This window comes from Halomonas sp. M4R1S46, assembly GCF_025725685.1.
Classification (GTDB): domain Bacteria; phylum Pseudomonadota; class Gammaproteobacteria; order Pseudomonadales; family Halomonadaceae; genus Halomonas.
In genome coordinates, this window is sequence record NZ_CP107008.1 from 2,554,924 (window position 1) to 2,568,865 (window position 13,942).

Sequence of the window (13,942 nt, forward strand, 5' to 3'; positions counted from 1 at the left end):
TCTATGTTCGCTCATGCGGCCTTGGTAGAGTGGAAGGCGACGACACGGAGGACACCCCACCCATGGCAGATGACCTGCTTTCGCAACTCAAGCGCATGACCACCGTGGTGGCCGATACCGGCGACCTCGAGACGATTCGCCGCTTCTCGCCCACCGACGCCACCACCAACCCCTCGCTGATCCTGCAGGCCGCCCAGCAGGAGGGCCGCCGGGCCCGGCTCGCCGAGATCGCCCGCCACGCCACCGACATCGACGACGCCCTGGATGCCGTGGCGGTGGAGATCGGCAGCGAGATCAGCGCCCTGGTGCCCGGCTACGTGTCCACCGAGGTCAGCGCCCGGTTGTCCTTCGACACCGAGGCCACCCTGGTCAGGGCCCGTTCGCTGATCGAGCGCTATGGCCGCCATGGCGTCGGCCCGGAGCGCATCCTGATCAAGGTCGCCGCCACCTGGGAAGGCATCCAGGCGGCCAGGGTGCTGGAGCGCGAGGGCATCCACACCAACCTCACGCTGCTGTTCAGCTTCACCCAGGCCCGCGCCTGTGCCGACGCCGGCGTGACGCTGGTCTCGCCGTTCGTGGGGCGCATCCTCGACTGGCACAAGGCCCAGGATCCCGAGGCCGACTTCGAGGACGACCGCGACCCCGGCGTCCAGTCGGTCCGGCGCATCTACGAGCACTTCAAGGGCCACGGCTTCGACACCATCGTGATGGGCGCCAGCTTCCGCAACAGCGGCGAGATCAAGGCGCTGGCCGGCTGTGACCGCCTGACCATCTCGCCGGCCCTGCTCGGCGAACTCGCAGAAACCGAGGGTGCCCTGGAGCGCCGCCTGGCGCCCCTGGACGCCGAGACCCGCCCCCCCGAGCCCCAGGACGAAGCGGAGTTCCGCTGGGCGCTGAACGAGGATGCCATGGCCACCGAGAAGCTGGCCGAGGGCATCCGCAAGTTCATGGCCGACCAGCGCCGGCTCGAGGCGCTGCTGGGCGAACTTCGCCAGGCCTGACGAACACGGGGAGACGCCGTCGGCGTCTCCCCGTCCTCCATGCGGCGTCGGTGGCGGCTCAGTCGCGGTGCGAGGCGGCCTCCTGGGCCTCGAGCATCTCGACCAGCGGCTGGAACTGTTCGCGGTTGTGCTCGTTCATGTGCATCAGGATGCGATGGGCCTCGAGGATGCGCTGTCGCATGCCCTCCTCGTCGGCGGGAACCTCCGGCAGCTCCCGCAGCTCGTGAGGCTCGGTGATGGGGGATTCCACCAGGGTGTAGTAGTTGGCGAAGCCCATGACGTCGAGCATGCGCTGGACGTCGGGATTGTCGACGACGATGGTCGGCGGATGCTCCAGGCGGCCCTGCAGCGCCATGGCCACCTTGGCGAGAAAGCCCAGGGCGGTGGAGTCGACGTTGGTCGCCTCGCGCAGGTCGACCATCACGGCCTCGAGCCCGGGGGTCTCGGCAAGCCGCTGGGCCTGGCTGTCCAGGGTCGCGCACAGCGTCAGCCGCACATCACCGCACAGCTTGAGCACGAACACCCCGGAATCGAACGCCGCCTTGATGCGGCCTTCATGCATTATCATTGCCAAATCCGCTCAACATCATGATCGTCAGGTCGTCGGGCAGCTCTTCATGGCCAGGGGCGTGTTCGGCGATAAGGTCATCATCGTCTTCCATCTTGCCCAGGGCAAGGCCCTCCCTCAGCTCCGCCACCGTGTCGCTGGCCAGCACCCGTCGCTCGAGCTCCCGGAGACGCGCGTCGAGGGTCTCGCCGGGCAGGCATTCCAGGATCCCGTCGGAACACAGGCAGAGACGGAAGGTCGCGGGCAAGGGGCAACCCAGCCGGGGGTACTCGACATGCGGGAAGAGCCCCACCGGCATGCCCTCCCCGGCCAGGGGCCGGGCCTCGCCGTCGGCGACCAGCAGCGGCATGGGCAGCTGAGCGCCGAGCGAATAGTGCAGATAGCGGCGCTCCCGGTCAATGACACCAACGAACAAGGTGGCATGCTTGCCGATCCCCGTATCGAGCAGCTCGCGGTTCAGGGCCGCCAGCCAGCGCGGCGCCAGGCATTCGGGGGCCTGGCCATCCCACTCGTTCTGCCAGCGATTGGAGAGGTACTTGAGCAGCACCGTGACGAAGGCCGACGAGGCCCCGTGGCCGGAGACATCGGCGAAGTAGAACAGGGTATAGCGATCGTCGAAGCGCTGGAAGTCGAGGAAATCCCCGGACAGGTACAGCGACGGCGCCAGCCAGTAGTCGCAGGTCACCCCACCCACGGTCTGGGGCCGCGGCGGCAGCAGCTTGCGCTGGATCTGGCCACCGGCCTGCTGGTCCATGCGCAGCATGGCCAGGTGGGTCTCCAGGCGCTCGTTGAGATCGGCCAGGCGGGCCCGGTCGTGTTCCCGCTCCTCGGCGAGGCGGTTGACCTCGATGACCCGGCGAATGATCCGGCGCAACAGGTGGCCATGGCGAAGCGGCTCGATGACGTAGTCCACCAGGCCGGCATCCACCGCCTGGAGCAGGTCGCTGTCCTGGCGATCGTCGCTGACCACCAGGGTCGGCAGCCGCCTGGCCAGGGCGGCCCACTCGCTGCTGGGCACGATCCGGGAGCGGGCCACCGCCAGCGAGGCCGTGGCCGGCAGCTGGTCCGGCCGCTCCACGGCGACCACCGCCAGGCCATCCTTGGCGATGGTCTCGGCCAGGGCATCACGCTCCGGCCCGGGGGCGTCGATCAGTCCGATCAGCTCGTTGGCAGCTGGCATCCCGTCATGGCCTCATTCGGCGAAGGCGTCATCAAAGTCGGCATCCTCGAAATCGAACTCATCCGTGGCGAAGGGGTCCTCGCCCAGCTCGCCATCATTGACCTCGAAGCGTCGTCGCTGCAGCCAGCTGTCACGGATGAAGCTGTAGCGATCCCCGCGGATCAACCGCTCCTGGTCGAGAAGGCCCGCCCGCGTGTCGATCGCGTCCAGGGCACGCAAGGAAAGCCGCACCTTGTCCTCTTCAACATAGGTCAGCGGGTAGGTATAGGAATCCACCGGCAGGCCGGCGGTGTCACGCACCGTACTCGGCCCCAGCAGCGGCAGCACCACATAGGGCCCCTCGCCCACCCCCCACACCGCCAGGGTCTGGCCGAAGTCCTCCTCGCGCCCCACCAACTCCATGTGCGAGGCCACGTCGAACAGCCCCAGGACCCCCACGGTGGAGTTGATCAGAAAGCGTCCGGTGGCGATGCCGGCGTTGCCGGGCTTGCCCTGCAGGAGGCTGTTGAGGGTGGTGCGCAGCTCGCCCAGGTTCGCGAAGAAGTTGCCTACCCCGGTCTCCACCGGATCCGGCGTCACGAAGCGATAGCCCTGGGCCGCCGGCTTCAGGGCGTAGCGATCGAGGGTGTCGTTGAAGGCGAACACCTGCCGGTTGAAGCCCTCCCAGGGGTCCTCCGGCTGGGCCTGCCGACTGCTCGCCGTGGAGGCACAACCCGAGAGCAAGGCCACGGCGAGCAGCGCCGCGCCGGCCTTCCGGTTGGGAAATGATGGGGTCATTGCGTCAGTGGTCTCCCTGCACTTGGTACCTTGTCCTTGCGTCAGCGTCGCCGCACCACGACGCTGCCGGCACTGTAGCCCGCGCCGAAGGAACACACCACCCCGAGATCCCCGGCTTCGAGGTCGTCGCGATGCAGGTGGAAGGCGATGATCGAGCCCGCCGAACTGGTATTGGCGAAGCGGTCGAGGATGATCGGTGCCTCGCTCGGGGCGGGCTCTCGGCCCAGCACGCGGCGGGCGATGAGGTCGTTCATGTGGCGGTTGGCCTGGTGCAGCCAGAGCCGGCCGAGATCATCGCCCGACAGCGAGAGCGCGGCGAGGTGCTCGCCGATCAGGGTCGCCACCAGGGGACAGACCTCCTTGAACACGCGCCGGCCCTCCTGGACGAAGAGCCTGTCCGCCGCCAGCGGGTCGCTGTCGGTGACGCGGTCGAGAAAACCCGCGTTGTTGCGGATGGCATTCGAGAAGCGGGTCACCAGCCGGGTGCCGAGCACCGTGAAGCGGGCCTCGGCCGTGGCCAGGGCGTCGTCCTCGAGCACGATGGCCGTGCAGGCATCGCCGAAGATGAAGTGGCTGTCGCGGTCCCGGAAGTTGAGGTGTGCCGAACAGATCTCGGGGCTGACTACCAGGGCGCGGCTCGCCCCGCCGGCGCGGATGGCATTGGCCGCGGTCTCGATGGCGAAGGTGGCCGAGCTGCAGGCCACGTTCATGTCGAAGGCATGGCCGCCGGCGCCCAGCGCCGCCTGCAGCTCCACGGCCACGGCCGGATAGGCGCGCTCCAGGTTGGAGCAGGCGACGATCACCAGATCGATGTCGCCGGCGGCGACCGCCGCCGCCTCCAGGGCCTGGCGGGCGGCGGCGAGGCCCATCTCGCACTGGATGGACGGGCTGTCGTTGTCCCGCGCCGGCAGCCGGGGGCGCATGCGCTCGGGGTCGAGGATGCCCTCGGCATCCAGCACGTAGCGGCTATGGATCCCCGAGGCCTTGACGATGAACTCAGTGCTCGACGGCTCGAGGGTCGCCGGCTCACCGGCCGCACGCCGCCGCGCGTTCTCGGCGTCGACCCAGGCATTGAAGGCGCTCACCAGGGCCGCGTTGTCGATGGCATGGGGAGGGGTATAGAGGCCCGTGCCGGTGATTACCACATCAGTCATACGTCGTCTCCATGGCGCGTCGAGCCTGTCGCCGGGCGTGGCGGCGGGCCCTGTCGCGACGCTCAGGCCCGGCCGGTGAGTTCCGCCCAGCGTTTCTCGAGGCGCTTCGCCGAGACCGGCATCCGGGTCCCCAACTGCTGGGCGAAGAGCGACACACGCAGCTCCTCGATCCACCAGCCGAACTCGACCAGGGCCGGGTCCTCGACCTCGCCGCGGCGCTCGCTGTCGCGGCGGGCGGCCAGGCGCGCCTCGAAGTCCTGTACCTCCTGCATGTGCATCTGGTCACGCATGCGTTCCCGGGGCGCCTTCTCGAGACGGATCTGCGCGGCTTCCATGTAGCGCGGGTATTCCGCCAGCCAGTCGCCCGCCTCGCAGACGAAACCCGGATGCACCAGGCGCTGCATCTGGGCCTTGAGGTCACTGTATACCAGCGCCAGGGAAAGATTCAGGTTGCCCTTCAACGCCTTGGTCACCGCCAGGTGGCCCTCCAGCGCCTGTTTCAGGGTCTCGATCAGGGCCTCGGCCCGAGGCACCAGCGCGGCGCGGGTGGCCTCGAGGCGGGCCTCCAGGGCGTCACGGGAGCGCGGCAGGGGGTCCACCGCCACCACCTGCTGGAAGACCGCGGCCACCACGTCCTCGGTGAGCTGGCGCCTGGTCCCCACCTTGGCGAACAGCAGCGCACAGGGCTTGAGGCCGGCCAGGCGCTCGATGGCGCGAACCTGATCGGGCAAGCGGCCCATCGCCGCCCGGACCACCCCGCGGCGATGGGCCTCGCGGGCCTTGTCGGGATGGTCGTAGAGCTCGACGCGCAGGGCCTCGCCCTCCGGCACCACCGCCGGATAGGCCTCGACGCGGATGCCGGCCTGGGTGGTGACCCGCGACTCCGGCAGCGGCGCCTCGGGCAGGGTCTCGAGGGCGTCCGCCTCGCTGGCCTCGGCGGCCAGCGCCCGGGCACCCTCCCCGGCCGCCGCCTCGAAGCGCCGCTCCAGCGCCCGGGCATCGCGGCCCTGGCCGAGCTCGCGGCCCTCGTGGTCGACCACGCGCAGGTTCATCACCAGGTGGGGCTCGAGCTGGTCCAGGCGCCAGTCGTCGGGATGCAGGCGCACCCCGGTCTTGCGCCGCAGGAACTCGCCGAGCGCCTCGGTCAGGGGCGTCTCGTCGGGGGCCATGGCCTGCAGGGCGGCGTCCACCCAGTCGGGGATCGGCACCACCTGGCGGCGGATCGACTTGGGCAGCGACTTGAGCAGGGCGATGCACTTGTCGCGCAACAGCCCCGGCACCAGCCACTCCAGTCGCGCCATGGGCAGCTGCGGGAGCATGGCCGCCGGCACCGTCAGGGTCACGCCATCGTCCGGGGCCCCCGGGGCGAAATGATAGCTCAGCGGATAGCGCACCCCGTTCAGCACCAGCTCATCGGGATACTGTGCCGGGGTGACCTCCTCGGCCTCACGGGCGAGCAGCGCCTGGCGGTCGAACTTGAGGATGCCCGGATCCTCGCGCTCGGCCTGCTTGCGCCAGGCCTCGAAGCCCTTGCCGTTGACGATGTCCTCGGGCAGCCGGGCGTCGTAGAAGTCGCAGAGCGCTTCCTCGTCGACGAGGATATCGCGCTTGCGGGCGCGATCCTCGAGGTCCTCGACCTCCTCGACCAGGGCCCGGTTGTGGGCGAAGAACTCGCCGCGGGTCTTGTACTCGCCCTCCACCAGAGCGCGGCGGATAAAGAGTTCTCTCGACTGTGCCGGATCGATCGGCCCGAAATGCACCTTGCGTCGGGCGACGATGGGCAAACCGAACAGGGTCACCTGCTCGAAGGCCACCACCTGGGCACGCTTCATCTCCCAGTGGGGCTCGCTGTAGCTGCGCTTGACCAGATGCCCGGCCAGCGGCTCGATCCAGGCGGGGTCGATCCTGGCCACGGTGCGGGCAAACAGCCGGGAGGTCTCCACCAGCTCGAAGGCCATCACCCACTTGGGCGTCTTCCTGGCCAGCCCCGAGCCGGGATGGATCATGAACTTGCGGTTGCGGGCCCCCTGGTACTCGCGATTCTCCAGGAAGGTCCCCAGGTGCGAGAGCAGCCCCGGCAGCAGGGCCTGGTGCAGCCGGGCGGCGTTCTCGCGCCGGGCCTGGGCCGCCGCCTGGGGATCGTCGTCCGTGGTGGCGGCGACCGGCGCCGGCGGCGGCACCTCGATCTCCATGTCGCGCAGCAATTGGCGTAGCTGGCGGAAGGTATCGTGCCATTCGCGCAGGCGCAGATAGTTGAGGTAGTGATCCTTGCACCAGCGACGCAACCGGTTGCCGGAGAGCTCCTCGCGGGCGGCCTCGAAGCCGTGCCAGAGATTGAGCAGGGCGACGAAGTCGGAGTCGGGGTCCTGCCAGCGGCGATGCGCCTGGTCGGCGGCCTCGCGCTTGTCGGCCGGACGCTCGCGGGGGTCCTGGGTGGCCAGCGCCGAGACCACGACCAGCACCTCGCGCAGGCCGCCCTGCTCGGCCCCGGCGAGCACCATGCGGGCGAGCCGCGGGTCGATGGGCAGCCGCGCCAGCTTGCGCCCGAGCGGCGTGATCCGCTGGCACTCGTCCACCGCACCGAGCTCGAACAGCAGCCGGAAGCCGTCGGTGACGAAGCGCGAGTCCGGCGGGTCGACGAAGGGGAAGGCCGCGATGTCACCGAGCTTGAGCGAGAGCATCGACAGGATCACCGAGGCCAGGTTGGTGCGGCGGATCTCCGGGTCGGTGAATTCGGGCCGGCCGAGGTAGTCCTCCTCATCGAAGAGGCGGATGCACACCCCCTCGGCCACGCGGCCGCACCGCCCCTTGCGCTGGTCGGCACTGGCCTGGCTGACCGGCTCCACCGGCAGGCGCTGTATCTTGGCCCGGTAGCTGTAGCGGCTGATGCGCACCAGGCCCGGGTCGATCACGTAGCGGATGCCGGGCACGGTGAGCGAGGTCTCGGCGACATTGGTGGCCAGCACGATGCGCCGCCCGGCATGGGGAGCGAAGACCCGGTTCTGCTCGGCGTTGGAGAGCCGCGCATAGAGCGGCAGGATCTCGGTGCCCTTGAGGTCGGCGCGGCGCAGGGTGTCGGCGGTCTCGCGGATCTCGCGCTCGCCGGGCAGGAACACCAGGATATCGCGCGGGCCGTGGAACCAGCGCTTCTCGCGCTCGACGGCCTCGATCTCTTCCACGGCATGCAGGATGCCCTCCTGGAGGGTACGGTCCTCCTCGTCCTCCGCGTCGCGGATCAGCGGGCGGTAGCGCACCTCCACCGGGTAGGTGCGCCCCGAGACCTCGACCACCGGGGCCGGGCGGGGCCTGCCATCGGGCCCTGGCAGCGCGAAGTGCTCGGCGAACCGGTCCACGTCGATGGTCGCCGAGGTGATGATCACCTTGAGATCCGGGCGCCGGGCCAGCAGCCGCTTGAGATAGCCGAGCAGGAAGTCGATGTTGAGGCTGCGCTCGTGAGCCTCGTCGATGATGATCGACTCGTAGCGGCTGAGGTCCGGGTCGTGACGGGTCTCCGCCAGCAGGATGCCGTCGGTCATCAGCTTGACCAGGGTGGCCTCGTCGGTCTGGTCGGTGAAGCGCACCTGATAGCCGACCTGCTGCCCCAGGGGCACCTGCATCTCCTCGGCCAGCCGGTTGGCCACCGAGCGAGCGGCCAGGCGTCGCGGCTGGGTATGGCCGATGAGGCCGCGGCGACCAAGGCCCAGCTCCAGGCACAGCTTGGGCAGCTGGGTGGTCTTGCCCGAACCGGTCTCGCCGGCCACCACCACCACCTGATGATCACGCAGCGCAGCCAGGATGTCCTCGCGCCGCTCGGCGACCGGGAGTTCCTCCGGGTAGGCCAGGCGCACCGGGCGCGATGCCCGGGCCTCCACCTTCGCCCGGGAGCGTTCGATGTCACGGCGCACCTCGGCCAGGCCGCGGTCCACGGGCTTGCCCTGGCGGCAGCGCCGGGTCAGGCCGGCGAGCCGCTTTCCCAGCCGGGGGGCGTCACGCAACAGCACGCCGTCGAGCTCGCCTTGCAGGGCCGCCAGGGCGGCGGCGTCGGAGGAAGGCGCGTCGGGGGCTTGGGTCAGGGTACTCACGGCGGACTCGAGGGCTCCGATGATCGATCAGGAATGGCGACGAAGGAACCCGCACCGACGAGGCGATGCGGGTCGTCCATTGTAACGCCGGGAGAGAGGCGGCGGCTAATCGGCACCGTACCGAAGGCGGCCAACGAGGGGCGCCGGGGACAGGTCGAAGAGGGGGTCCTATGAGTCTGTCGACGGACCAGCCCCGAGTCGGGCTGACACCGGCCCTCGCTTTGTGGCCTTGCCTCAGGCTGCGGCTCCTCGTCGCGCAGCTGGCGACGCAGTACTTTCCTGAACGAGATGGCGTCTTGGGCAGCTGAGCTGCCCCGTCAGGCCTGTTCCTTCTGCGGTTCCTCGTCGCGCAGCTGACGACGCAGCACCTTGCCCACGTTGGTCTTGGGCAGCTCGTCACGGAATTCGACGAAGCGCGGCACCTTGTAGGCGGTCAGCTCGTTCTTGCACCAGTGGCGCAGGGCCTCGGCATCGAGATCCGGGTCCCGGGCCACCACGAACAGCTTGATCGCCTCGCCGCTGTCGTCGTCCGGCACGCCCACCGCGGCCGACTCCACCACCCCCGGGTGCATGGCCACCACGTCCTCGATCTCGTTGGGATACACGTTGAAGCCCGAGACGAGGATCATGTCCTTCTTGCGGTCGACGATGCGGATATAGCCATCCTCCTGGAGGACCGCGATATCGCCGGTATGGAACCAGCCCTCGTCATCGATGGACCTGGCGGTCTCCTCCTCGCGGTTCCAGTAGCCCTTCATGACCTGGGGCCCCTTGACGCAGAGCTCGCCGGGCTGGTCAATGGGCAGCGCCCGGTCGTCCAGGTCCACGACCTTCACCGAGGTGCCGGCTACCGGCCGGCCGATGGTGCCGAGCTGGATGGCGTCGACGGGGTTGAAGCTGACGATCGGCGAGGTCTCGGTCAGGCCATAGCCCTCGGCCACCGGGCAACCGGTGACCTGCTCCCAGCGCTGGGCCACGGCCCGGGTCAGGGCCATGCCGCCGGAGATGGTCAGGTGCAGCGAGGAGAAATCCAGCCGGCGGAAGTCTTCGCGGTTGCACAGGGCGTTGAACAGGGTGTTGAGCCCCACGAAACCGGTGAACCGGAGGGATTTCAGCTCCTTGACGAAGCCGTCCAGGTCGCGGGGATTGGTGATCAGTACCGTGTGGTTGCCGGTCTCCATCATGAACAGGCAGTTCACCGTGAAGGTGTAGATGTGGTAGACCGGCAGCGGCGCGACGATGGTCTCCTCGCCGTCCGTCAGCCCCTTGCCGATCGCCTGGCGGGCCTGGAGCATGTTGGCCACCAGATTGCGATGGGTCAGCATGGTGCCCTTGGCGAGCCCCGTGGTACCCCCGGTGTACTGCAGGGCGGCGATGTCCCCGGCCTCACGGCGGACCTCCTGATGCTCGCGCCCCGCCCCGCGCTTGAGGACGTCGCGGAAGGCCAGCGCCCCCGGCAGCCGATAGGCCGGCACCAGCTTCTTGACGTACTTGACCGCCGCATTGATCAGCTGCCGCCGGGGGAAACCGTGCAGGTCGGCGAGCTGGGTCACCACCACGTGCTCGATGTCGGTGCGCTCGAGCACGTGCTCGAGCTTGTCGGCCATGTTGGCGAGGATGACGATGGCGCGGGCCCCGGCATCCTTGAACTGGTGGGCCATCTCCCGCTCGGTGTAGAGGGGGTTGGTGTTGACCACGACCATGCCGGCGCGCAGGGCGCCGAACACCGCCACCGGGAACTGCAGCACGTTGGGCAACTGGATGGCGATGCGGTCGCCGGGCTCCAGGTCGGTCTCATGCTGCAGCCAGGCCGCGAAGTCGCCGGATAGACGGTCGAGCTCGCCATAGCTCAGGGTCTGGCCCATGCAGCTGAAGGCCGGCTTGTCGGCGAAGCGCCGGATGGAGGCATGGAAGACATCCATCACCGACGAATAGGCCTCGGCGTCTTCCAGCGCCGGGCCGCTGAGGATCGCGGGACTCGCTTGCTCGCTCATGGCATTCTCCACACTGTGTTCGACCTTCCGGTCGATCCTTGTTGTTCTGGGCCTACCCTATACCAGCGGCTTGCGCGCTGCAAAACGAACGATTGAAACTCACGTTTGATAGCGACCCTGGATCTCGCCGCCTCGCCAGACCAGCAGTTCGCCGGGCTGCATGCGCACCCAGTCCTCGTTGTCGGTGAGGGGCTCGGTGGCGATCACCGAGACCACGTCGTCGGGGGTGGTGTGCTCGGCGAAGTTCACCGCCAGCTCGGCATCCGAGAGGCTCGCCTTGCCGAACGGCGCCCGGCGGGTGATATGGGCCAGCTTGGTGGAGCAGAAGGTGTAGAGGTAGTCGCCATCGGCGAGCAGCAGGTTGAACACGCCGAGACCGCGCAGTCGCTCGCAGAGGGCATGCAGGTGCTGCCACAGCTCGTGACGGGCCGCCGGCGGCTCCGGGAAGCGGCGACGCAGCTCGCCCATCAGCCAGCAGAAGGCGTGCTCGCTGTCGGTGTCGCCCACCGGCCGATAGAAGGATAGCGGCAGGGGCTCCCAGCCACCGAGCTGGCCGTTGTGGGCGTAGCACCAGGGCTGGCCCCACATTTCCCGGGTGAAGGGATGGGTGTTGGCCAGGCGCACCTGGCCGACGTTGGCCTGACGGATATGGCTGATCACGATATGCGACTTGATCGGGTAGTCGCAGATCAGCCGGGCGATGGGCGAGTGTACGGAAGGATGCGGGTCGCGGAAGTCGCGATAGCCGCCGGCCTCGTAGAAGGCGATGCCCCAGCCGTCGCGGTGCGGGCCGGTGCCGCCGCCGCGGTGCAGGAAACCGGTAAAGCTGAAGCAGATGTCGGTCGGCACGTTGGCGCTCATGCCCAGCAGCTCACACATGCGGTTCCTCCCGGGAATGGGCCACGCCACCGCGGCGCCGGCGACGCCAGAGGAGCAGGATCAGCAGCGACAGCACGGCCAGGGTGAGGCCGACCCACAGGCGCGGGTCGTCGCGGACGCGGGCCGCCAGGCGCTCGAGGCCTGGCCGGCCGGCCTGCCACCAGTCGCGCAGCCTGGCCGGTGCGGTATTGACGGCCTCGACGAAGCGGTCGGCGAGGTTGGGCCCGGGGCGGGCCGGCTCGGTCCCGTCGTCCGTGGCACCGAAACGCTCGGCGGCCAGGGTCGGGCCGGCCATGTCGGCCCGGCCGATGCCCACCCGGCCGTCGGGGTTGAGGATCAGGCGCGGCAGGCGCAGCTCGCGGGTCTCCCCGTCCAGGGTGAGGGTCGCCGTGAGCAACAGCGGCTGGCTGAGTTCCTCGTCCAGCGGCGGCAGCGGCAGGTGCCAGCGGGCCTCCCCCACCGCCTCGGCATCGAGGCGCTCGCCGCGCAGGTCCCCCCGGATCGCGGTGTTGTCGCGGTTGAGACGCGGATGCTCGGCGACCAGCACCACACGACCGGCGGCCGGGTCGTGGGCGACGCCGATGGCCGGCAGCACGTTCACCGCCTGGCTGCGCTGGCGCGCGAAGCCCTCGCCCTCGGCCCGGATCACCAGCCGGGCATTGCCGGTCAGGGCCGGTGCCGGGAGCCGCCCGCGGAAGTGCCCTTGGTCATCGGCCTCGAGGGTGACCGAGGCCTGCACCTCGCCGTCCAGGTCGCGCAGGCTGGCGATCAGGGTGGGGGCCTCCGGCAGGGCCTCGGCACCGGGCGTCCGTGCCAGCCAGGCCTCCAGCGGCAGCGCAAAGCCCCGGTAGAGGGTGGCCGGCAGCGGCGCGGTACGCAGGTGCCAGGGCGAGCTCACGCTGATCCGGCTCTTCTCGCCTACCGGGCCCTCCAGGCGCCACTCCCCGGGCGCCGGGTCCGGGAGGCGTATCAGGTCGAAGCGCGGCTCCACCTGCCAGCGCACCCCATCCGGTGCCGTCTCGGCCCGGTAGCGGCTGCCGTCGGGGGCCACCAGGGTCAGCGGGGGCGCGCCGGGCTCGTGGAAGACCAGCGCGGTGAGGCTCTCCACGCCGTCGTCCACCAGGAAGCGTCCCTCCTCCAGCGGAAGCCGGTCGGCGGGGAAGATGCGCTCGAGGATATCCAGGAAGGCGCCGAGCAGCCCGTCCGGGGAGGTCGCCACGCTGGCCAGGCCGCCGGTGCGCTGGGCCAGGCGCTCGACCAGGGCCAGGTCGGCCTCGTCGGAGAAGGCGATGGCATGGATGGCCACGCCCTGGTCGGCGAGCGCGGGCGCCAGCTCCTCCACCAGGCGCTGCCGGGACCGGCGGTCGATGGCCGGCTTGGCCCCCCGAGACGGCGACAGGTCGATGACGCCATCGGTCATCAGGATCAGGTGGCGCCAGCCGTTAGCCTCGGCACCGGCGGCCTGACGCAGCGCGGCCTCGATATCGGTGTACTGCTGGTAGTCCTGGAGCGCCGGCGGCAGGGACAGCGCGCGCTCCCGCCAGTCTTCCGAGACCTCCCCCAGCGGCAGCGGGTTGTCGACCGTCTCGCCGAAGGTCCAGACCCCGGCGCTCACGCCTTCCGGCAGCAGCGACACCAGCAGGTCCATGGCGCTCACGGCCAGGCGATCGGGATCGTTGGTGCGCATGCTGCCGGAGACATCGACGACCACACGCACGTCCGGCCGCTCCTCCGGCGCCTGGGCCGGGGCCGTCGTCACCGTGCCCAGCACACAGGCCAGCCCCAGCAGCGCTGCCCCCGCGGCTCGCCTCCGGTACCTCCCCGCTTTGCCCATCGAGGTTCCTTAGCCGATCACCGGCTCCCGTCGCTCGTCGCCGCCGCCCTGGCGGCCCCGTGGGGCTGACGCGTCCGCGTCGCCACGCCTGGCGTCACGCGCGGCCGGCCGCACGCTGTGGCGACCGCGGCGCCACAGCAACAGACCGACCAGGGCCCCGATACCCGCCGCCACGGCGACCAGCAGCAGGGCCGGCGCCATGGCCCCGAAATCGCCCTCGAGGAAGGCCAGGCCGGCCACCACCACGGCCGGGGCGAGACCGGTGTAGAATTCCCCCTCTTCCATCAGCGGCAGCCGGAAGCTCGCCGGCACCCACATCACCCCGGCGACCGCCCAGGTGATCACCAGGCGTGGCAGGCGCGGCAGGAAGGCCAGGCCCAGGTAGCCGGTCCCCAGGACCACCAGCGACAGCAGCGCGTAGCTCAGCCATAGTAGGGACATCGAATCCGAAATCAGCATCGGTACCTCGTCTT

The 13,942-nt window shown here is 69.8% G+C and carries 10 protein-coding genes; 1 reads left to right on the plus strand and 9 read right to left on the minus strand.

Going from position 1 to position 13,942, the window contains the following annotated elements:
* Positions 1–62 precede the first annotated feature (62 nt).
* Positions 63–1,001 (plus strand): transaldolase, encoded by a 939-nt coding sequence (gene tal, locus OCT48_RS12000; protein ID WP_263589382.1) that lies wholly within the window; start codon positions 63–65, stop codon positions 999–1,001.
* 58 nt (positions 1,002–1,059) lie between these two features.
* Here the strand turns inward: tal and OCT48_RS12005 are convergent, their stop codons facing one another.
* The 9 genes from OCT48_RS12005 to OCT48_RS12045 form a co-directional block, all read right to left on the minus strand.
* Complete coding sequence (locus tag OCT48_RS12005) at positions 1,060–1,569, minus strand: STAS domain-containing protein (RefSeq protein ID WP_183381965.1); 510 nt, start codon at positions 1,567–1,569, stop codon at positions 1,060–1,062.
* Entirely contained in the window at positions 1,556–2,749 is a 1,194-nt protein-coding gene (locus OCT48_RS12010; protein ID WP_263589383.1) for a PP2C family protein-serine/threonine phosphatase, read from the minus strand. Before OCT48_RS12010 ends, OCT48_RS12005 begins: the two co-directional genes overlap by 14 nt.
* A gap of 12 nt (positions 2,750–2,761) precedes the next feature.
* Complete coding sequence (locus OCT48_RS12015; RefSeq protein WP_263589384.1) at positions 2,762–3,526, minus strand: VacJ family lipoprotein; 765 nt, start codon at positions 3,524–3,526, stop codon at positions 2,762–2,764.
* Positions 3,527–3,567: 41 nt separating this feature from the next.
* Entirely contained in the window at positions 3,568–4,680 is a 1,113-nt protein-coding gene (locus OCT48_RS12020) for a beta-ketoacyl-ACP synthase III (RefSeq protein ID WP_263589385.1), read from the minus strand.
* 62 nt (positions 4,681–4,742) lie between these two features.
* On the minus strand, positions 4,743–8,762 hold the full coding sequence (gene hrpA, locus OCT48_RS12025) for an ATP-dependent RNA helicase HrpA (RefSeq protein ID WP_263589386.1): 4,020 nt from the start codon (positions 8,760–8,762) through the stop codon (positions 4,743–4,745).
* Between the two features lie 317 nt (positions 8,763–9,079).
* Positions 9,080–10,756: an AMP-binding protein gene (locus OCT48_RS12030; RefSeq protein WP_263589387.1), complete on the minus strand. Its 1,677-nt coding sequence runs from the start codon at positions 10,754–10,756 to the stop codon at positions 9,080–9,082.
* A gap of 99 nt (positions 10,757–10,855) precedes the next feature.
* On the minus strand, positions 10,856–11,635 hold the full coding sequence (locus tag OCT48_RS12035; RefSeq protein WP_263589388.1) for a class II glutamine amidotransferase: 780 nt from the start codon (positions 11,633–11,635) through the stop codon (positions 10,856–10,858).
* On the minus strand, positions 11,628–13,469 hold the full coding sequence (locus tag OCT48_RS12040; RefSeq protein ID WP_263589389.1) for a vWA domain-containing protein: 1,842 nt from the start codon (positions 13,467–13,469) through the stop codon (positions 11,628–11,630). Before OCT48_RS12040 ends, OCT48_RS12035 begins: the two co-directional genes overlap by 8 nt.
* Before the next feature lie 9 nt (positions 13,470–13,478).
* Complete coding sequence (locus OCT48_RS12045; RefSeq protein WP_263589390.1) at positions 13,479–13,910, minus strand: hypothetical protein; 432 nt, start codon at positions 13,908–13,910, stop codon at positions 13,479–13,481.
* Positions 13,911–13,942 lie beyond the last annotated feature (32 nt).